The 20251-nt window shown below is 73.5% G+C and carries 14 protein-coding genes, 1 tRNA gene and 1 pseudogene; 1 reads left to right on the top strand and 15 read right to left on the bottom strand.

Annotated features, from left to right (window positions below; genetic code table 11):
• Nucleotides 1-46: 46 nt before the first annotated feature.
• From AB0H53_RS02350 to AB0H53_RS02335, 4 genes and pseudogenes are all read right to left on the bottom strand, one after another.
• A complete protein-coding gene (locus tag AB0H53_RS02350; RefSeq protein WP_362105880.1) occupies nucleotides 47-835 on the bottom strand; it encodes a S16 family serine protease in 789 nt (262 codons plus the stop codon).
• Nucleotides 836-1008: 173 nt separating this feature from the next.
• Entirely contained in the window at nucleotides 1009-1650 is a 642-nt protein-coding gene (locus AB0H53_RS02345) for a helix-turn-helix domain-containing protein (protein ID WP_362105877.1), read from the bottom strand.
• A 436-nt stretch (nucleotides 1651-2086) separates the two neighbouring features.
• On the bottom strand, nucleotides 2087-3871 hold the full coding sequence (locus AB0H53_RS02340) for a DEAD/DEAH box helicase (protein ID WP_362105874.1): 1785 nt from the start codon (nucleotides 3869-3871) through the stop codon (nucleotides 2087-2089).
• A 406-nt stretch (nucleotides 3872-4277) separates the two neighbouring features.
• A pseudogene (locus AB0H53_RS02335) lies at nucleotides 4278-5758 on the bottom strand (MFS transporter).
• Nucleotides 5759-5927: 169 nt separating this feature from the next.
• Between AB0H53_RS02335 and AB0H53_RS02330 the strand changes: the two are divergent.
• Nucleotides 5928-6002 (top strand) — tRNA-Cys (locus AB0H53_RS02330).
• Between the two features lie 510 nt (nucleotides 6003-6512).
• Here the strand turns inward: AB0H53_RS02330 and mycP are convergent.
• From mycP to AB0H53_RS02275, 11 genes are all read right to left on the bottom strand, one after another.
• A complete protein-coding gene (gene mycP, locus AB0H53_RS02325) occupies nucleotides 6513-7745 on the bottom strand; it encodes a type VII secretion-associated serine protease mycosin (RefSeq protein ID WP_362105871.1) in 1233 nt (410 codons plus the stop codon).
• 36 nt (nucleotides 7746-7781) lie between these two features.
• Nucleotides 7782-9329, bottom strand: a complete 1548-nt coding sequence (locus AB0H53_RS02320; protein WP_362105868.1) for a hypothetical protein — start codon at nucleotides 9327-9329, stop codon at nucleotides 7782-7784.
• Nucleotides 9322-9819: a hypothetical protein gene (locus AB0H53_RS02315; protein WP_362105865.1), complete on the bottom strand. Its 498-nt coding sequence runs from the start codon at nucleotides 9817-9819 to the stop codon at nucleotides 9322-9324. Before AB0H53_RS02315 ends, AB0H53_RS02320 begins: the two co-directional genes overlap by 8 nt.
• A gap of 115 nt (nucleotides 9820-9934) precedes the next feature.
• Entirely contained in the window at nucleotides 9935-12256 is a 2322-nt protein-coding gene (locus tag AB0H53_RS02310) for a molybdopterin cofactor-binding domain-containing protein (protein WP_362105862.1), read from the bottom strand.
• A complete protein-coding gene (locus AB0H53_RS02305) occupies nucleotides 12253-13707 on the bottom strand; it encodes a 2Fe-2S iron-sulfur cluster-binding protein (protein ID WP_362105859.1) in 1455 nt (484 codons plus the stop codon). The genes AB0H53_RS02310 and AB0H53_RS02305 overlap by 4 nt, the downstream gene beginning before the upstream one ends.
• Nucleotides 13704-14579, bottom strand: coding sequence for an FAD binding domain-containing protein (locus AB0H53_RS02300; RefSeq protein WP_362105856.1), 876 nt, complete (start codon nucleotides 14577-14579; stop codon nucleotides 13704-13706). The genes AB0H53_RS02305 and AB0H53_RS02300 overlap by 4 nt, the downstream gene beginning before the upstream one ends.
• A 297-nt stretch (nucleotides 14580-14876) precedes the next feature.
• Entirely contained in the window at nucleotides 14877-16511 is a 1635-nt protein-coding gene (locus tag AB0H53_RS02295; protein WP_362105853.1) for a beta-N-acetylhexosaminidase, read from the bottom strand.
• A 4-nt stretch (nucleotides 16512-16515) separates the two neighbouring features.
• A complete protein-coding gene (locus AB0H53_RS02290; RefSeq protein WP_362105850.1) occupies nucleotides 16516-17355 on the bottom strand; it encodes a carbohydrate ABC transporter permease in 840 nt (279 codons plus the stop codon).
• Entirely contained in the window at nucleotides 17352-18392 is a 1041-nt protein-coding gene (locus AB0H53_RS02285; protein WP_362106398.1) for a sugar ABC transporter permease, read from the bottom strand. Before AB0H53_RS02285 ends, AB0H53_RS02290 begins: the two co-directional genes overlap by 4 nt.
• 29 nt (nucleotides 18393-18421) lie before the next feature.
• Nucleotides 18422-19729: an extracellular solute-binding protein gene (locus AB0H53_RS02280; RefSeq protein WP_362105848.1), complete on the bottom strand. Its 1308-nt coding sequence runs from the start codon at nucleotides 19727-19729 to the stop codon at nucleotides 18422-18424.
• A 211-nt stretch (nucleotides 19730-19940) separates the two neighbouring features.
• The gene (locus tag AB0H53_RS02275) at nucleotides 19941-20228 is read right to left on the bottom strand and encodes a DUF3039 domain-containing protein (RefSeq protein ID WP_023588437.1); all 288 of its coding nucleotides are present in this window, start codon (nucleotides 20226-20228) and stop codon (nucleotides 19941-19943) included.
• Nucleotides 20229-20251 lie beyond the last annotated feature (23 nt).

The raw sequence follows: 20251 nt of genomic DNA, 5'->3' as shown, positions 1-20251 counted from the left end.
CGGGTACGCCCGGATCGGAGCCCGGACGCGCGCCGCGCCCTCGCCGTCAGCAACTCGGGACGGCGCTCCCGCGGTTGAGGGCCCGCAGCGCGGAGACGGCGTCCTTCAGGGTGGTGACCGGGACCAGCCGCAGCCCGGCGGGGAGCTCGGCCCGCGCCCCGGAGCACTCCGCCTTCGGTACGAGGAAGACGGTGGCGCCGTCGCGGCGGGCCGCCTGGGTCTTGAGGGACACCCCGCCCACGGCACCGACCTCGCCGTCGGGGGAGATCGTGCCCGTACCGGCGATGATCCGCCCGCCGGTGAGGTCGCCGCCCGCGCCGTCGCCGTCGAGCTTGTCGACGATGCCGAGCGCGAAGAACAGCCCGGCGCTGGGCCCGCCGACGCGGGCGAGGCTGAGGTCGACCTTCACGTCCCCGGGCTTCTTGCCCAGGTACCCGAGGGCGGCCCGCACGGCGGTGTGCTGCGACTGCGCCATCTGGGCGAGGTTGTGCTTGGTGACCTCGGCGTCGGACTTGCCGGGCGGGTAGACCGAGTCGTGCGGCAGCACGGCCCGGTCGGTACGGAACCAGGCGTCCACGACGTCACCGGCGCCGATGTCGGTACCGGGCCCGGTCGCCACGATGGTCGTCATCAGCAGCTTGCCCTTGGTCGCGCGGACGGGCGCGCCGGAGACGCTGATCACCTGCCGCCCCTTGTCGGCGCCGAGCACGTCCGCGGTCGACCCGGGCTGCGCGATGGTGAACGGCAGCGGCGCGAACCCGGCGACGCCGAGCAGCGCGAGGACGGGCAGGGCGCACAGGGCGAGAGCACGGGGACGCGTGAGGCTGGTGAACACCACGCCAATGTATCGGCCCGGCAGGGCACGCCCACGACCTGCCCGCCTCGCCCGCACCGGTGCGCGGGGCTCGCCTCGCCCGCGCCGGTGTTCTCGGGGCTCGCCTCGTCCGCCCCGGTTTCTCGGAGCCCACACCGCCGCTCCGGGCCGGCCGCCCACCGCCGGCACCGCGGTCAGCGCAGGGCGTCCGCCACCTCGCGGGCCGCGTCCAGCACGCGGGGGCCCACCCGGTCGGGAATGACGTCGGCCAGCAGTACCACGCCCACGCTGCCCTCGATGCCGGTCACGCCGAGCAGCGGGGCGGCCGCTCCGCTCGCGCCCGCCTCCAGTTCGCCGTGGGTCAGGGTGTACCCGGGGTCGGGCAGGGCGCCCTGGCGGGCGGCGAGGATGGCGCGGCCCGCGGCGCCCCGGTCGAGCGGGTGGCGGAAACCGGCGCGGTAGGCCACGTGGTAGTCCGTCCAGGTCGGTTCCACGACCGCGACGGCCAGTGCCTCGGCCCCGTCGACCAGGGTGAGGTGCGCGGTCGCCCCGATGTCCTCGGCCAGCGCGCGCAGGGCGGGCATCGCGGCCTCGCGGACCAGCGGGTGGACCTGACGGCCCAGCCGCAGCACGCCGAGTCCGACCCGGGCGCGACCGCCCAGGTCCCGGCGGACGAGGGCGTGCTGTTCGAGGGTGGCCAGCAGTCGGTAGACGACCGTGCGGTTGACGCCGAGCTTGTTGGACAACTCGGTGACGGTCAGCCCGTGGTCGGTGTCGGCGAGCAGCTTGAGGACGCGCAGTCCCCGGTCGAGCGTCTGGGAGGTCTCCGCGGTCACGACGCCCTCTCCTTCGGAGTGAGTGACGGCGGACACTCTCGACAGCGGTGCGGCACCGGTCCCGTGGGCGACGCACGTCAGAGGCCGCCGGCAGGCCATGGCACACCGGCTGCGCTCCGCGGCGGCGCTGCCACGGGGCGTTTGCATGTGCCCGGGACAGTAGCGACGGACTCCGCTCAGCGGAAGACCTCGTCCACAATCCGGGCGTACCGCGGCCTGCGACGACGCACCGCCCGAGCGCCCGGCGGGCGCGCTCGGCGCGCGGCGGTCACGGCGTGCGCCGGGCGGTCGTCGCGGGCCCGGGGCAGCCGTGGCGAGCGCCGGGTGGAGAGCCCGGGGCGGGCCCAGGACGGCCGGGGCGGGGCGGGCGGGGCCAACCCCCCGCAGGCGCGGCCGGGCGCCGGGCGCGCGTCGCCGGGCCGTTGCCGGGTGCGCGTCAGCGCATCCGCGTGGCCCACTCCTGGACCTTCTTGATCCGCTCCCGGATCTGCCCGGCCGTCGCCTCCGCGCTCGGCGGCCCGCCGCACACCCGCCGCAGCTCGGTGTGGATGACCCCGTGCGGCTTGCCGCTCTGGTGGACGTACGCGCTGACCATGGTGTTGAGCTGTTTCCTGAGCTCCAGCAGCTCCTTGTGCGAGACGACCGGACGCCGCTCGGCGGGCAGCTCCAGCAGGTCGGCGTCCTCGGCCGGCCTTTGCCTGCTGTGGGCGATCTGCCGGGCCTGCCGCTTGCGCAGCAGCAGCTGCACCTGGTCCGGCTCCAGCAGGCCGGGGATGCCGAGGTAGTCCTGCTCCTCCTCGCTGCCCGGGTGCGCCTGCATGCCGAACTCGGCACCGTCGTACAGCACCCGGTCGAAGACCGCGTCGGACTCCAGCGCCTCGAAGGGCAGCGCCTCCTGCTCGCCGGTGTCCTCGTCCTGCTCCTTGTTCGCCTCGTCCATCTCCTTCTCGGACTCGGCGTAGGGGTCCTCCTCCCCCTCCTTCTTGGGCTTGTCGAGGGCGTGGTCGCGCTCGACCTCCATCTCGTTGGCGAAGGTGAGGAGGTTGGGGATGGTCGGCAGGAACACGGAAGCGGTCTCGCCGCGCCTGCGGGACCGTACGAAACGGCCCACGGCCTGCGCGAAGAACAGCGGTGTGGAGATGGTGGTGGCGTAGACGCCGACCGCCAGGCGCGGTACGTCGACGCCCTCGGACACCATGCGGACCGCCACCATCCAGCGGTCGTCGCCCTCGCTGAACTCGTCGATCCGCTTGGAGGCGCCGGCGTCGTCGGAGAGCACCACGGTCGCCCTCGTGCCGGTGATCTCGCGGATCAGCTTGGCGTAGGCGCGGGCCGAGTCCTGGTCGGAGGCGATGACGAGGCCGCCGGCGTCGGGGATGCTCTTGCGGACCTCGGTGAGCCGCTGGTCGGCGGCACGCAGCACATTGGGCATCCAGTCGCCGCGCGGGTCGAGCGCGGTGCGCCAGGCCTGCGAGACGGCGTCCTTGGTCATCGGCTCACCGAGCCGCGCGGCGACCTCGTCACCGGCCTTGGTGCGCCAGCGCATGTTGCCGCTGTAGCTGAGGAAGATCACCGGCCGGACGACCCCGTCGGTCAGGGCGTTGCCGTAGCCGTACGTGTAGTCCGCGGACGACCGCCGGATGCCGTCGTTGCCCTCCTCGTAGGTGACGAAGGGGATGGGGTTGGTGTCCGACCGGAACGGCGTACCGGTCAGCGCGAGCCTGCGGGTGGCGGGCTCGAACGCCTCCAGGCACGCCTCGCCCCAGGACTTGGAGTCACCGGCGTGGTGGATCTCGTCGAGGATGACCAGCGTCTTGCGCTGCTCGCTGCGGTTGCGGTGCAGCATGGGGCGGACGCCGACACCGGCGTAGGTGACCGCGACCCCGTGGTACTCCTTGCTGAGCGGTCCCGCGCTGTAGTCCGGGTCCAGCTTGATGCCTATCCGCGCGGCGGCGGCGGCCCACTGCTTCTTCAGGTGCTCGGTGGGCGCGACCACGGTGACCTGCTGGACGACATGGTGGTGCAGCAGCCAGGACGCGAGGGTCAGCGCGAAGGTGGTCTTACCGGCACCGGGGGTCGCCACCGCGAGGAAGTCGCGGGGCTGCTCCTGGATGTACTTCTCCATGGCGCCCTGCTGCCAGGCGCGCAGCTTGTTGGCGGTGCCCCAGGGGGCGCGGCCGGGAAAGGCGGGTGAGAGGTGGTGGGAGGCGGTAGTGGTCACGGTCTCCGATCCAGGCCCTCGGTCACGTTACGTACGACAACCGGGCCACCCTACCGGTGGCGCGCACGGCCCCCGGCCGGACCGGGCCGTGGTGGGTGGAGTGCGACATGGTTCACATCCGGCCGTCGGACCGGCGTCGGCGGGGGGCGGGGCGGCAGCGGCCCGGTCCCCCCGTGGTGGGCCGGCCGGACCGGGGCGGGGAGTGGCGGGGGCGCGCCGCGCACCTGGGTCCGTGCGGGCGCGGCACGGACCCCGGGCCGGCACCGGCCCGCCGCGAGCGGGACGCGGTGCGCCACGGGCGCGGCACGGACGCGGGTCCCGCGAGCGGGGTCGAGCGGGGTGGAGCGGGACACGGATGCGGGTGCCGCGTTCCCGCCCGGCCGGGCGGTGGCCGGCCGGGCGCCGGTCAGGCGGGCGCGCGGTCCACGTGTGCGGCCGGGGCCTTCACCCGGGTCCGGGTGGCCACCCAGGCACCCGCCAGCGCCACCACCGCCATCGGCAGGAACACCGCCGCGAACGCCGCCGAGTGCGAGGAGCCGCCGGTGCCGCCCGCCGAGGCGTGGCCCGCGACGGCTCCGGCGGCGCCGCCGCCCAGGGCCGCGAAGGCCGCGCCGCCCCGGCGAGGAGCACGACATTCGCCAGGGCGTCCGAGATCTGCAGCGAGGCCGAGTTGGCACCCGCCTCACCGGGCGCCGACAGCTTCAGCAGTTGCACGCTGGTCGCCGCGATGACCATGCCCATGCCGAGGCAGCCGAAGCCCCAGGCCACGGCCACCGTCCACACCGGGACGGACGGGATCAGCACGCTCGGCGCGGCCGCGATGGCCGCCGCGACCAGCACCATGCCCAGCACCATCAGCCGCTCGCGGTACGGTTCCACGCGCGGCCGGGCCTGGACGTACGAGCCGAGCGCCCAGGTCGCGCCGCCCACCGCCAGCGACAGCCCGGCCAGCGTCGGGCTCAGTCCCCGCTGGGTGACCAGCATCAGCGGCACGAAGGAGTCGGCCGCGATGAACGACCCCGCGGCGAGGCCCCGCAGCAGGACCACCGACGGCAGGCCGCGCGCCGCCCGGTAGGTACCGCGCGGCAGCAGGCCCAGCACGGCGGGCACCAGCAGCGCCGCGCCGGCCAGTGCGGGGAGCACGGACAGCGCCCGCAGGTCCTGCCCCGCGTACTGGAGCAGTCCGGCACCCAGCGAGATCCCGAGCGCGAGCCGGACCCGTCGCCGGTCGAACCCGGCCCCGGCCGCCCGCGGGTCGGCGGGCCCGGCGGCCCGGCTCCGTATCGCGGGCAGGGCGAGCGCCAGCGGCAGCACGACCAGTACGGGGATGCCGATGAACACCCAGCGCCAGCCGAGCCGTTCGGTGACCGTCCCGGAGACCAGGGGCCCGACCACCGAGGGGATGACCCAGCTCGCCGCGAAGGCGGCCATGATCGCGGGCCGCAGCCGTTCCTCGTACGCGCGGCTGACCACCACGTACAGCGCGACGATCACCAGCCCGCCGCCGAGCCCCTGCACCGCGCGGCCGACGATGAACAGCCACATGGCGCTCGCCGTGCCGGACAGCAGCAGCCCGGCCGCGAAGGCGGACATACCGGTGGTGAGCGGCGCGAGCGGCCCGGAGCGGTCGGACCACTGTCCGGAGAGGACCATGGCGAAGAGGCTGGTGGTGAAGTAGGCGGAGAACGCGTACGCGTACAGCGGCACGCCGTGCAACTCCCGTGCGGCCACCGGCATCGCCGTACCGACCGCGGTCGCCTCGAAGGCGATGAGCAGGACGACGGAGACGATCCCCACACTGAGCGCCCGGTGGTCCCGGTCCAGGACCCCACCGGGCTCCGGCGGGTGGGCGGCGGCGGTCTCGTCGGGGTGCTCCACAGCGGTCATGCGCCCCACAGTAAGGGTCGTTCCTGCGGTTGGCCCCTGTCCTGTGACCGGCTCGGCCTGGTCCCTTCGTCGTACGACCATGAACGGCGCGTGGCAGTCGTGTTGCGGCCCGGCCGCCACCGTTCCGCGGCCCCCGCCTCTGGCCTACGGTCGTACCGAAGCACCGCACGGCCGTGTGCCCGAGTGGCTGAGGGGCTCGCCTGCAAAGCGAGTTACGCGGGTTCGATTCCCGCCACGGCCTCCACATCCGACCGTCCGGCCACCGCCGCCGCGACTCCCCTGGCCCACCGCGCCCACCGCCGGCCGCGGTTGAGCCGGCAGGGCCCGTGGCCGGCACCGGGATGACGTCCACGGCCGCCCACAGGGCGACGACCGGGCCGACACCGATCACGGTCCCGCGCCGCCCGCCTCCTGGCACAGCCTGGCCGCGCCGCCCGTCAGTCCCTCGCGGGACCGTTCACCACCGGACGCCGTACCGGCACGAGGACCGCCGGGCCCACACCGGGGCGCACTCGGGCGTACCGGCCACAGCGGGCCCCTGCCCTGACACCCACCCCGACAACCGGGCGCCCTGGTCCATGACCGGAGCGGGCAACCGGGTCTTCCCGGTGAGCCGTGGCGAGCTGACGGCCGTGCCGGTGTTCTGACCCGGCGGGCCCTGTCGCCCCCGGCCGCCGACATCCGTGACGGCCGCCCGGCTGTCCGGTCGCCCGGCTGATGTCGGCGCACCGGCGGGGCCGCCGCCACGGTGGCGCTACCGGCGGCGTGCCCGAAGGACCGGGACGGCGACGGCCGCACCGAGAACGGCCGCTGCCGCCACGCCCAGTCCGATCCAGAGGCCGGTACCGGGGCCCCCGGCGTCCGCCACGGGAGCCGCGGCGACCGGCTTCCCCTCTTCCCCGGCCGCGCCTCCGCCGGCGGCCTTGGACGCCGCGGGCGACGGCCGCCCGGCCGCCGCGGCCGCCAGGTCCGGAAGCGGGTACTCGTGCGCCGGACCCGGGTCGCCGGGGCTCTTCAGCGCGAGACGGGGACGGATGGTGCCGTAGCCGATGTAGTCGGTGCGGGTGGCACCGTTCTTCGGCTTGCCGGCCGTGTTGAGCATGACCCGGAGCACCTGGTTGTTGGTCCACTCCGGGTGCTTGGACCAGAGAAGGGCCGCGAAGGCGGAGGTCAGTGCGGTGGCACCACTCGTACCGCTCCCCTCACACAGCTGTGTGCCACCGGAGCAGGCGTTGGTGATGTCGACAGCGGGCGCAGCGAGATCCACTTGGGGTCCCGTCTCGGACTTGGCCCACCACGCTGCTTTTCGATCCACTCCGCCGACGCCGACGACGCCAGGGGTAGCAGCCGGATACTGTGCTTCATTTCCGGCATCAGCGTTGTTCCCGACGGCGGCGAAGATCAGCTTGTTCTTGCCCAAGGCATACTTGACGGCCTCGGCAAGCTCAGGTCCGCTCTTGGAGTGCCCGCCGGAGACATTGATGATTTTGGCGTCTGAATCAGCCGCGAAACGAATGGCCTTGGCGACGCTCTGCGCGTAAGTCTCCTTGACTCTGTTCTTCTGCTGCCATCGCTCCTGGTTGTACGGAATCCGTACAGGGAGGATCTTGGCGCCAGGAGCCAACCCGTAAGAGCCCTGCGCCGGCCCCCGCGCGCCCGTAGCCGCGATCAAGGCGGCCATGCCCGTGCCGTGGTTGTCGATGTCGTTGTTCTCGTCACCTGACAGCAGCGAGAAGTCGGCGCCCTTGACGACCTGACCTCGCAGGTCGGCCACGGTGTCATCGACCCCCGAGTCAAGCACCGCCACGGTCACGCCGCGCCCGGTGCTGATTTTCCAGGCTTCGTCCGCCTTCATGGCGTCGAGGTGCCATTGCTGGTCCCTGACGCTCTCGGCGTGTGCCGGAGTCGCTGCGACGCCCAGCAGGGCCAAGCCCAAAGCTGCTGCCAAGGCGGACGAGTTGACGGCTCGGGCCCTGCTGGTGCGCATCTGTTCTTTCCTTCTGCCAGTCGTCTTCGTACGGGGTCAGTCGATGACCGGCGGGACCACCCGGCGGCTTCCCTGCTGCCAGGTCTCTTCGTCCTCTGACAGGTAGTCCGGGCGCTCCCCGTTCCGCTGGTCTCGACCAGCGCCCGCGTTGCGTGCGGTCGGGACGTGAGGCGCACCGGTACGACCCTGGATGCCGACCGGCCCACTCCCCGTGTTCCCGCCCCGGACCAGGCCGGATCCGCCAGGAGTGAAGGGGCGGGCACCTGTCTGGCCCTGCACGTAGGGGCGTCCGCCCACGACGCCGCCCGTCTCCGTCGCCAGTCGACGTCCACCCGCGAAACCGCTCTGTCCTGCCCCACCGGTTCCATGGGCACTCGCCGAACCTCCGGGCATCGCCCCTCTGCCGTAGGGGCCCTCGGCACCGGCGACGGTGCCGCGAGGGATCCCGCCGGCGGGTCGTCCCGCACTCGGCGGCACGGGCCGACCACCGACAATCCCGTTCTCACGCGGGAGGCGGGAGGCGGGAGCGACTGATCCCGTGCCGGGAGGAACCGAACCACGGGAGGCGGCAGTGTAGCCCTTACCTCCCCCGGTGATGGACTGTGCGGGGTTGCCGCCGGTCAGCGTGGGCGGAACCATTGCCAGGCCCGGGAACGCGGTTCCGTCCGGCTTGCCGGGCGGGACGGTGCCGGTACTCGGAAACCCCCCGGAGGGCGTGGTGGGAGGCGTCGGCAGAGTGGCCAATCCGTCGATCTCCATGGCCACCGGTCGCTCGGTGACAGCCCTTTCCGAGCCTCCGGGGTAAACGGCCTGCGAGGAGACAGTCCCACCTTCGAACCCGGCTCCTCCGCCGGCAACCCCACCGCCGCCGTTCGGCGCGTGAGCAATACTGCCCCCACTGGCTGAGGACCTACCGCTGGCGTGGCTCTCAGGCGGCACGGCCTTGTAACCCTGGGGTGCGGACCATGAATCACCCAAGTGACCCGCCGGCGGCGGGAACTTCGGGCGCTCCAGCCTGTTCATCTGGTCGCCCGACTGGGTGTAGGTCTGGCCGAGCTTGCGCAGCTTCATCATGGCGGCGACGCGCGTCGCCTCACGCATGGCCGCTGCCGTGGCCACGTCCGCCGCGGCGGTCGCGGCGGCCTTCCCGTCCTTGCCGGAGCCGGAGTCGCTCCTCGCCTCTTCGAGCGAGCCCTGCGCGGCGGCGTGGTCCTTCTTCGCCGCCGTGCTCGCCTTGGCGATCTCGTCGAGGCCGCTGTGCGCCTCGGCGATCGCCTGGGCGACCTCCGACATCCACTTGCCGGCTTCCTTGGCGTACGCGCCCAGTCGCAGCGTGGCGTTCCCGGTGGCCCCGGTCCAGTCCCGGAACGCCTCGGCGCCCTCGCCGTCCCAGTGCAGCAGACCGGCACGCAACTTGAGGTCGTCCCCGATACCGGTGATCACCTCGGCCGCGGAGGTGAGCTTCTGCGCCAGGTGCTCCGCCGTGGCCTTGTTGGCGGGCTGGAGCATCGCGAGGAGCTCCTCGTTCGACATGGACTCGACGGGGGTCTTGCCCGCCTGCGGCTTCTTCCCGGTCTCACTCATCGTCGAAGCCTCCCTGGCCACCCGCGCCGGCTTCGGAGGGCTGCTGCGCCTTCGGCCCGGCGTTGCTCTTGTCGTCCTCGTTCTGCATCGCGACAATCTGGGCGTTCAGTGCCTTCATGCGGTCACGGACGTCGTCGTCGATGTTCTGGTAGCCCTTCTCGGACGCGTGGATGGCGAGCTTCATGCTCTCCATCTGCAGGCCGAGCACCTTGGAGAAGTTCTCGAGTTCCTCCCGCACGATGTTGTACGAGGCGTACAGGTACTCGGCCTCCTTGAAGCCGGCGCCCCCCAGGCTCGCCTGCTGAAGCCATCCGTCGCTGATTTTGGTCGGTGCGGCCTGGGACTCGTTGAAGTCCCGCAGCAGCTCGTCCACCCGGCTCTTCAGGTTGCCGATCTCACCCAGGTCGTAGGCGAGCTTCTTGACCCTCGCTGCCGCCGCACTCACGGCACCGGCGAGCGGGAGGCCGCTGAACGCGGCCAATCCACCCAACCCGTTGTCCTCCGCCATCAACGCCTCCCCGTTCAACACAAAGTCCGGGGCTCACTGTAGTCAGCGGCGCTGACAGTCGCATCTTCCGATTGCCGAAGCAACGGGGATCACACCATTACGAATTGGGCGTCACCACGGCCGCCTGGGGGCGGATCGGAAGGCGGTTGACGGGGCGTCCGGTGGCGGCGCGGACCGCGGAGGCCACCGCGGCGGGGGCGGTGACCACCGGGACGGCGCTGGCGGCCTTCGCGCCGAAGGGGGCCACCACGTCGCGTTCCTCGACGAGCTTCACGATGCGGATGTCCGGGGCGTCCAGCGCGGTGGGGAGGGCGTAGCCCGTCAGGTCGGGGTGGCGGACCAGGCCGCGGGGGGTGCGGAGGTTCTCGGTGAGGGCGGCGCCGACGCCCTGGGTGACCCCGGCTTCGATGCGGGTGGCCAGTTGGGCGGGGTTCAGGACGCGGCCCACGTCCTGGGCGACCGCCATCTCGACCACGCGGATCGCGCCGAGTTCGATGTCGACGTCCACGACCGCGCGGATGGCGCAGAAGGCCAGGCCGACGAAGGCGTCGCCCTGGCCGGCGTCGTCCAGGGGTTCGGTGGGGTGGGGGCGGCACTGGGCGGTGGCCCACAGTTCCTTGCCGTCCAGGGCCTCGGTCACGGTGGTGGACAGGACGCCGTCGTACGACGTGATCCTGCCGTCCGTGATCTGGAGCAGTTCGGTGGACATGCCGAACTTGTGGGCCAGCGGCTGGAGCAGCTGGGTCCTGACCATCTTGGCGGCGCGCTCCACGGCTCCGCCCGACACCCAGGTGTGGCGGCCGTGCGTCGCCGGGCCGGCCGGGGGCTGGTCGGTGTCGACGGAGGCGACGTGGACCTGCTCGATGCCCAGCGTCTCCTGCACGATCTGGCGGGCCAGGGTGGTGAAGCCCTGGCCGGTCTCGACGGCGGCGCAGATGACCGTGGCGACCCCGTCGTGGACCTTCACCGTGGCGGTGGACACCTCGTCGGTGCCCTCGGCGCCCAGCATGTGCACCATGCCCAGCCCGTAGCCGACGCCGCGGCGTACCGCGCCCGGCTCGCCCGCGCCCTCCGGGCCGCCGGGCAGCAGCCAGCCGTCCTCCGGGGAGTCCATGGGCAGGGCGGGCAGCGGGAAGTCCCGTACCGCCTGGAGGAGTTCCGCGACGGGCGCGGGGCAGGTGACCGTCTGGCTGGTGGGCAGGATGTCGCCGGTGGCCAGGGCGTTGCGCAGGCGCAGTTCGGCGGGGTCCATGCCCAGCCGGGCGGCGAGCTTGTCCATCTGGGCCTCGTAGGCGGCGCACACCTGCATGGCGCCCTCACCCCGGACGTGGCCCGAGGGCGGGTTGTTGGTGCGGACCGCCCAGCCCTCCACGAAGGCGTGCGGTACGACGTACGGGCCGCAGGCGAAGGCGACCGCGGCGGCCAGGGACTCGGACGAGGCGTCGGCGTAGGCGCCCGCGTCGAGGAGGATCTGCGCCTCCACCTTCACCAGCCGGCCCTCGGTGTCCGCGTGGTGGCGGTAGCGCAGCAGGGTGGGGTGGCGGTGGGCGTGGCCGAGGAAGGACTCCTCGCGGGTGGCGGCCAGTTTGACGGGGCAGCCGGTGCGCAGGGCGAGCAGGCCGAGCGGGATCTGGAATCCGGGGTCCTCGCGATCCCCCATGGCGCCCGGGACGCCGGTGACGACCACCTTGACCTGGTCCCGTGACAGCCCGAAGCAGGCGGCGGCCAGGTCGCGGTCGGTGTGCGGGTCGGTGGAGGCGGTGTAGATCTCCACCCCGCCGTCCGGGCGCGGTACGGCGAGTCCGGCTTCGGCGCCGATCGGTGCCGGGTCCTGGCGGCCGATGCGGTACAGGCCCTCGACCACGATCTCCCCGGCCGCCTCCGGGTTGCCGTAGCGCAGCGGGATGTGGCGGATGAGGTTGCCGTCGGGGTGGAGGGGCGGGGCCTCGAACGCCTTCTCCGGGTCGGTGACCGGTTCGAGGACCTCGTACTCGACGGCGATGGCGGCGGCGGCCAGTCGTGCGGTGTCCGGGTGGTCGGCGGCGACCGCGGCGATGGCCTCGCCGTGGTGGCGCACGACGTCGGAGGCGAAGACCGGGCGGTCGGCGACCTTCCGCCCGTAGGCGGGGTCGCCGGGCACGTCGGCGTGGGTCACCACGGCCCGTACGCCCGGCATCGCCGCGGCGGCCGAGGTGTCGATGGAGACGATCCGCGCGTGCGGGTGCGGGGAGCGCAGGAGCGCCGCCCACAGCAGGCCCTCGGCCCAGAGGTCGGCGGCGTACGGGAAGGTGCCCTCGGTCTTGGCCCGGGTGCCGGTGGGCGGCAGCGAGGCGCCGATGCCGCGCGTGGGCGTCTCCTGCGGGGAGCCTTCGAGGGGACCGTCGACCGCCGGGATGGCGGTGGCCGCGTCGTTGCTCACGCCGTGCCTCCGTCGTGCGGGTGGGGAACCTGGTGCCGGATGCGGACCTCTCCGACGGCTTCCGCCGCGGTCGCCGCGGTGGCGGCCGCGGAAGCCGCGGCGGCCGCCGCGTCGCGTTCGGCGACCACTTCCCGTACGGCGTCGAGGACGCCGCGGTAGCCGGTGCAGCGGCAGAGGTTGCCGCAGAGCGCCTGGCGGGTCTCCAGTTCGCTGGGGGCGTGGTTGCCCTCCAGGAGGTCGTGCACGGTCATGGCCATGCCCGGGATGCAGAAGCCGCACTGGACGGCTCCGCACTTGGCGAGGGCGCGCTGCACGTCGGAGGGTTCGCCGTCCACGGCGAGTCCTTCGACGGTACGGACCTCGCTGCCGGCCGCGGTGGCGGCGGGTACCAGGCAGGAGGCGACCAGCCGGCCGTCGACCTGGACGTTGCAGGCGCCGCACTCGCCCTGGGAGCAGCCGTCCTTGGCGCCGGCCAGACCGAGCCGCTCGCGCAGCACGTACAGCAGCGACTCGCCGATCCAGGCGTCGGTGACGGGCCGGTCGGTGCCGTTGACGCGCAGCACGTACGAGACGTGGGGGTGCTCGTCGCCGTCCGCGGCGGCCTGCGGCGCGTGCGCCCCGGCGGCGGGGTCCTGGGCAGCAGGCCCTTCGGCACCCTGCTCCCGTGGCTCCGGGCCCTCGGTGGCCGGCTCGCGGGTGTCCGGGCCCTCGGCGGCCGGCCCCTCGCCATCCGGCTGGCCGGACCCCGGGGGGGCCGGGAGGGGCTGTTCCGGGTGCGCCGGTGGCTCCCGGTGGTCCGGCTCCCGGTGGGCCTGATCCTCGTGGGCCTGATCCTGGTGGGCGGGCTCCTGGTGGGCGGGCTCCTGGTGGGCGGATTCGGCGAAGACCCGGTCCTGAACGGCCGGTTCGTCGTAGGGCGCCTCCCCGTGGGGCGCCTCGCCGTAGGCCGGTGCCTCCGCGGCCAGCCCGCCGGGAACGGGCTCCGCGGGAACGTCCGCCCGGTCGTGGTCCGGGACCGGCTCCGGCTCCGGCTCCGGGGCGGGGGGTGTCGCCCAGGGCGCCGCCGCGCCGCCCGGCAGGGTCGCCGGCGGGTTGCCGCCGGTCCACTGGGCGGCGAGCGCGGAGTGGTGGTACTCGCCGGACTCCTCCGGGAGGTCCCCCTCCGCCACCGGCACCGTCCACTGGCCGGTCAGGTCGGACGCGGCCTGCGCGACCGCCGCCTCCTGGTAGTCCCAGGGGGCGGTGGGGTGCGCGTCCGCTGCCGGGTCGTGCGGGTGCGGCCACGCCTCCTGCGGTACGTAACCGTGGCCCGGCGCGGCCAGCGGCACGGCGTCCAGCGACATGTCCGGCGGGAGCTGGACGAAGGCGGTGGCGTCGCCGTCGTACTCGCCCTGGGGCGTCGGCTGCCAGCCGCCCGGCCCCCGCGGGCTCTCGTGCTCGTCGGTGCTCACGACAGCGCCCTCCCCAGAGCTCGTCGGGCCAGCGCGGCGACCGTGCGCCGCAGGTGCAGTACGGCGGGCGGCAGCGGCCGGCCGTCCGGCTGGTCCGGGACACAGGCCGCCGCCACGTACTCGCCGAACGCCGTCAGCGCCTCGGGGGCCAGGCCGCGGTCGCCGTCCCAGTCGATCAGCGACGCGATCCACTGCTCGGCCTCCATCGGGCGCAGCGGCATCGGCGCGATGGCCCCGATGGCGCAGCGCACACCGCGCCGCGCCGGGTCCAGGACGACCGCGACGGAGGCGGTGGCCCGGCCGGGTCCGGTGCGGTTGGTGGCCTTCAGGAAGACCTGCGGGGCGTGCAGCAGCGGGACCCGGACGAATCCGACCAGCTCGCCCGGCGCCAGCAGTTCCCGGCCGGCCAGCAGGTGCGAGACCGGGATCTCCCGGGTGCCGCCGGGTCCGGCGACGACGAGGTCCGCCTCCAGGGCGGCCAGCACGGGCAGGGAGTCGCCGGTGGGCGCGGCGGTGACGATGTTGCCGCCGAGGGTGCCGGCGTTGCGGATCTGCGGCGGTCCGGCCGCGCGGGCGGCCGCCGCGAGCGCGGGGATGAGCGCCGCGAAGTCGGGGCGGCCCATCCGGGCGTGGGTGAGGCCGGCGCCGAGCAGGGCGTGTCCGTCCTGGTACTGCCAGCCGCGGATCTCGTTGACCCGGCCGAGGCCGACGAGGCCGGCGGGGCGCAGCCGGCCCTGGTTGACCGCGGCCATCAGATCGGTGCCGCCCGCCACGGGCACGGCGGCGGGCATGGCGGTGAGCGCCGCCACGGCCGCGTCGAGCGTGGCCGGCAGCGTCACGGACTGCGCCGCCTGCGGTGCGTGCGTGGTCAACCCAGCTGCCCCTTCCCGGTGTCCCCGGCCGTACCGGATGTCCCGCCTGTGTTGCCGTACCGTACGTGCTCCCAGTCCCGACGTGGCAACTCTGGCACATCTTCCGGGGCGGTCGGCGCGAGGGTCCGCGAAGGGCACATCCGCCCCGGACGTCCCATGACCTGCGGCATGGTCCGGTTTGCCACATCATGGGCGGCGCGGGGGGATTGACACTTCCCGGGGACCTTGTACGACTTATACCGGGCGGGGCTCCACGGTGGCAGGCGGCGGACGGCGGCGGGCGCCTTCCGGCCGGGGTCACACGTTCGGGGGCGGCCCGTCGATCGGGCGTCCGAGCACGCCGGGCCGCAGGTGCCGGGGCAACGGGCCGGTGGGTGGCCGGTAGTCGACGCCGAGCGCGTCAAGACGCCGGTAGTGGGCGGCCATTCGGCGTTCGAATCCCGCGAAGTCCCGTTCGGCGGGGGCGGGCAGTTCGGACCAGGCGACCTCGGCGAAGGCGGCCAGGCGCGGGAAGACCTGGTAGTCGACGCGGGAGCGGCTGTCCATGGCCTCGGTCCAGACGTTGGCCTGGGTGCCGAGGACGCGGGCGGCGGCCCCGGGGGTGAGCCCGGGCGGCACGGGGTCGAACCGGTAGACGTCCTCCAGGGTGCGCACGTAGCCGATGGGCACCGGTTCGCTCCCGTCGCCGGCCTGCCGGTGGTCCAGGTAGACGTGCTGTTCCGGACACATGACGACGTCGTGGCCGGCCTCGGCGGCGGCGATGCCGCCGGCGTACCCGCGCCAGGAGGAGACGGCGGCCCCCGGCGGCAGGTCCGGTCCCGCCGGGCCGCCTTCCAGGATCTCGTCCCAGCCGATCAGGCGGCGGCCCCGGTCGGCGAGCCAGTGCCCGAAGTGGCGGACGAACCAGCCCCGGAGCTGGTGCTCGCCGGCCAGTCCCAGCTCCCTGACGCGGGCCCGGGCGCGGGGGGACGCCCGCCACTGGTCGGTGGGGCACTCGTCGCCGCCGAGGTGGACGAAGGTGCCGGGGAAGAGGTCGAGCACCTCTTCGAGGACGCCCTCGTAGAAGCGGAGGGTGGCGTCGGTGGGCGCGAGTACGTTCGGGTTGACACCCCAGGTGTCCCAGACGGTGAGGGCCGTCGTGTCGACGACGTCGGTGTTGCCGAGTTCCGGGTACGCGGCGATGGCCGCCTGCGAGTGTCCGGGGATGTCGATCTCGGGCACGACGGTGATGTGCCGTTCGGCCGCGTAGGCGACGATCTCGCGGATGTCGTCCCGCGTGTAGTAGCCGCCGTGCGGTGCCTCGGTCCACAGCGGTGAGGCCCGGTGGCCGTGTTTGGTGCGGGAGCGCCAGGCGCCGGTCGCGGTGAGCCGGGGGTGCCGCTCGACCTCCAGACGCCAGCCCTGGTCGTCGGTGAGGTGCAGGTGCAGGACGTTGAGCTTGTGGGCGGCGAGCAGGTCGAGGTAGCGCAGGACGTCGTCCTTGGGCAGGAAGTGGCGTGCCACGTCCAGCAGCAGGCCCCGCCAGCCGAAGCGGGGCCGGTCCGTCACGGTCCGGGCGGGCACGGCCGGTGCGGCCCGGCGGACGGGGGCCCTGCGGTGGGCGTCGGGGCCCAGCAGCTGGCGCAGGGTCTGCGCGCCCCAGAACACGCCGGCCGCGTCGCCGCCCGTGATCCGCACGCCGCCCTCGGCCGGCACGGTGAGCCGGTACGCCTCGGGGGGCAGGGTGCCGTCCACCCGCAGGACGACCGTGCCGCCCGGTCCGTCCGCCGGCCCGGGGCGCAGCGGCACGCCGAACGCCGCACCGAGCGTGGCGCGAAGCCACCGTTCGGCGGTCCCCGTGCCCGGGCCCGCGTCCATGGTGGTACCGGCGTCCAGGACGAAACCGCCCTCGTGGGGGCCCTCGACGGCGGCCGGGGCGGGGATGAGGTCCATGGCGTCAGTCCTTCACCGCGCCGCCGAGCCCGGAGACCAGGCGGCGCTGTACGAGTACGAAGAAGACCAGCACCGGCACGGTCATCACGGTCGAGGCGGCCATGATGCCGCCCCAGTCGTTCTCGTCCGGCTTGAAGAAGACCAGCAGGGCCATCGGCAGGGTGGACTGCGAGGTGTCGCTGATGAGGAACGACTTGGCGAACAGGAAGTCGTTCCAGGTGGAGATGAAGGAGAACACGCTGGTCGCCACCAGCCCGGGGAAGACCAGCGGGAAGAGGATCTGCCACAGGAAGCGGGCGCGGCTCGCGCCGTCGAGGTACGCGGCCTCCTCCAGGGCCTCGGGGACCGCCCTGACGAAACCGCGCAGCATCCAGATCGCGAAGGGCAGCGAGAAGGCGATGTGCGGCAGGATCAGCGAGCCGAGGGTGTTGAGCTGGCCGAAGTCCCGCATCAGGAAGAACAGCGGGATGGTCAGCGCCTCGATCGGCACCATCTGCGCGACGAGGAACATCACCAGCAGCGTGGTGCGCAGCCGGAACCGGAAGCGGGTGACCGCCGTCGCCGCCAGGAAGGCGATCAGGGCGGAGGCGACGACCACGGCGGTGGCGACCAGCAGGCTGTTGAGGAAGTAACGGGCGAAGTCCTGCTGTGCGAAGACGCGGTGGAAGGAGTCGAGGGACGGCGCCAGGGTCCAGGGGCGGGGGTTCGCGGACTGGATCTCGCCCGCGGGTTTCAGGGCGGACAGGACCATCCAGTACAGGGGGAAGGCGACGACGGCGGCGACGAGGAGGGCGGCGGCCTCGGCGGCGGCGCGCCAGGGGCGGTTGACGCGGAAGGGGTTCACAGCTCTTCTCCCTGGCGTCGCAGGAGGCGGAGGTGGACCAGCGTGACCGTGAGCAGGATCAGCAGCATGACGACGCCGATCGCCGAGCCGAGGCTGTACTGGGAGGACGCGAAGGCCTTCTGGTAGGCGTACACGTTCAGGACGAGGTTCTGGCCCGCGATGCCGCCGCCGTTCGTCATCACGTAGATCTGGGTGAAGACCTTGAAGTCCCAGATCACCGACTGGATGGTGACGACCACCAGGATGGGTCGCAGCAGCGGGGCGGTGACGGAACGCCAGATCCGCCACTGCGAGGCGCCGTCGAGCGCGGCGGCCTCCAGGACCTCGGACGGGATCGCCCTGATGCCCGCGTAGACGGTGACCATCACGAACGGGAACGAGCACCACACGACCTCGAAGAGGACCAGCGCGAAGGCGCTGTAGCGCCCGTAGGTCCAGGAGAAGTCACCCAGGCCCAGGACCTTGTTGACGGGGCCGAAGTCCGGGTCGAAGAGGAAGACCCAGACGGTCGATCCGGTGATCGCGGGGGTCGCCCAGGCGCCCAGCGCGGCCAGCATGAGGGCGAGCCGGGGCAGGGCGCGGACGCGGGTCAGCAGGACGGCGAGGGCGCAGCCCACCGTGAGGGTGGCGGTGACGCAGGCGGCGGCGAACAGGACGGTGGCGAGGAGGACCTGCCAGAACTGGCTGTCGCCGAAGAGGGCGGTGTAGTTGCCGAAGCCCCGGAAGGAGGTCGGCTCGCCACCGCTGACCTGGGCCTGGGTGTACTCCAGGAAGGAGATCAGGCCGAGTTGGTAGATGGGGTAGACGAGGAGCGCGCCCAGCACGACCAGCGCGGGCGCGAGGTAGAGCCACGGGGTCCAGCCCCCGTGGCCGCCGGGGCCGGTGCGCCCGGCCCGTCCGGGTCTCCGCTCCCCGGGCGTCCCCTTCGCCCCCGGCGCGGCGCGGCGGGGGCCGCCCGCGCCGCCGCCGGGGCGGGGCGCGGGCACACCGGCCCGGGACGGCGGCGCGGAGCCGTTCTGACCAGTGCCGTGGGCCATGGGCCGGTCGGTGCGGTGGGTCATGGGCGTCAGCCCGCCGACGCGAACGCCGCGTCCATCTTCTTCGCCGCGTCGTCCGAGGCCGTGGCCACGTCCTTACGGCCGCTGACGATCTCCTGGAACATGGTCGGCAGCACCTGTGACGCGTCGATCGCGCCCCAGCCCGCCGAGGCCGGCACGGACTTGGTGCCCGCGCCCAGTGTGTCGATGAAGGGCTTCACGAACGGCTGCTCGCGTGCGGCCCGCGCCCGTACGTCCCGGTACGTGGGCAGGAAGCCCATCGCGTCGAACAGCCTGCCCTGGGTCTCCTTCCCGGCCAGCGACTTCATCAGTTCCACCGCGAGCGTGCGGTGCGACGTGCTCTTCAGGACGCCGATGTTGTTGCCGCCGGCGAAGGCGGGGGCCACCGATCCCGGGGTGACACCCGGCAGCGGCACCACCGCGTAGGCGCCCTTCACCCGGCCCGCCTCGACCGCCGCGTGGCTGAAGTCGCCGCCGATGGCCATCGCCGCCTTGCCCGAGGCGAACGCCGTGACGGTCGCGTTGCCGCCCATGGCGGCGCACTTGGCGGCCGGGCAGTTGTCGTCGCCGAAGAGCGAGGTGTACGCCCTGATGCCGGCGCGCGCCGCCTCGCTGTTGACGGCCGCCCGATGGGCAGCGCCCTCCCGGGTCGCCAGTTCACCGCCGTGCGCCCAGATGAAGGGCAGCGCGCCGTACGTGTACGCGCCGCCGACGGCGATCCCGTACAGATCCGGCCTGGCCCCGCGGATCTTCTTCGCGGTAGTGATCAGTTCGGCCTGGGTCCTGGGCACGGCCAGCCCCAGGTCCTCGAAGACGTCCGTGCGGTAGTAGAGCGCGCGTACGCCGACGAAGAGCGGCACGCCGTACACCTTGCCGTCCACCGTGACGGAGGCCCGGGCGGTGGCGTCGAGGTCCTTGGTCTCCGGCCACGCCGCGAACTCCGCGCCGATGTCGGCGAGTCCGCCGTCCTTGACGTATCCGGCGGTGTCGGTGTTTCCGTACTCGATGAGGTCCGGCGCGCTCCCGGGGTCGTTGAAGGCGGCCTTGACGCGCTGGGCCCGGGTGTCGACGGGGATGTACTCGACCTCCACCTCGGCGTCCTGGTGCCGCTTGCGGAAGGCGGCGACGGCCGCGTCGACCACCCGCTCCTTCGGCTTGTTGTTGACCTCCTGGAAGAGCCAGACGCGCAGGGTGCCGCTCCGGTCGTCGCGGGTGGCGCCGTTGCCGGAGGTGCCGGGCGCGCAGGCGGTGGCGGTCAGGCCGGCGGCCAGTACCAGGGCCGCGGCGCGGGCGGCGGTGCGGGCAGAAAGCTTCATACGGGGCTCCCACCAGTAGCGTTGCAGCACGCGCAACGGTCGTTTCGTGCTGCACAACAGGCAGGAGGTTAGAGCGGCCCCCGGAGCCGCCACAAGAGGTCTCGACCACTCCGTGATCAACCGGCGCACCCCGCGCAACGCGAAGGCCCCCGGAGCGCGTCGCGGGAACGCGCTCCGGGGGCCTTCGGGCCGTCCGGCGGGGCCGGGCCGGTTACTTCTTGTCCTTGCCGCCCTTGTCCTTGTCGCCACCGGCGCCCATGGACTCGTAGATCTCCTTGCACATCGGGCAGACCGGGTACTTCTTGGGGTCACGACCCGGCACCCAGACCTTGCCGCACAGCGCCACCACGGGAGTGCCGTCGAGGGCGCTCGCCATGATCTTGTCCTTCTGGACGTAGTGGGCGTAGCGCTCGTGGTCGCCGTCGCCGTGCGACACCTGTGGCGTCGGCTCTACGAGGGTCCCCGTACCTGCCCCGCGCTCGGGCTCAAGAGTGCTCATGAGCTCCAAGGGTACCCCCGGCG

It is taken from the genome of Streptomyces sp. NPDC050856, from assembly GCF_040653855.1.
GTDB lineage: Bacteria > Actinomycetota > Actinomycetes > Streptomycetales > Streptomycetaceae > Streptomyces.
This window is presented reverse-complemented; position numbering and strand designations above follow the sequence as displayed.

Coding starts and splice junctions, on each gene's coding strand:
- mycP (WP_362105871.1), bottom strand. CDS start 7,745: ATGCGCACCAGCAGGGCCCGAGCCGTCAACTCGTCCGCCTTGGCAGCA.
- AB0H53_RS02320 (WP_362105868.1), bottom strand. CDS start 9,329: ATGAGTGAGACCGGGAAGAAGCCGCAGGCGGGCAAGACCCCCGTCGAG.
- AB0H53_RS02280 (WP_362105848.1), bottom strand. CDS start 19,729: ATGAAGCTTTCTGCCCGCACCGCCGCCCGCGCCGCGGCCCTGGTACTG.
- AB0H53_RS02295 (WP_362105853.1), bottom strand. CDS start 16,511: ATGGACCTCATCCCCGCCCCGGCCGCCGTCGAGGGCCCCCACGAGGGC.
- AB0H53_RS02285 (WP_362106398.1), bottom strand. CDS start 18,392: ATGGCCCACGGCACTGGTCAGAACGGCTCCGCGCCGCCGTCCCGGGCC.
- AB0H53_RS02275 (WP_023588437.1), bottom strand. CDS start 20,228: ATGAGCACTCTTGAGCCCGAGCGCGGGGCAGGTACGGGGACCCTCGTA.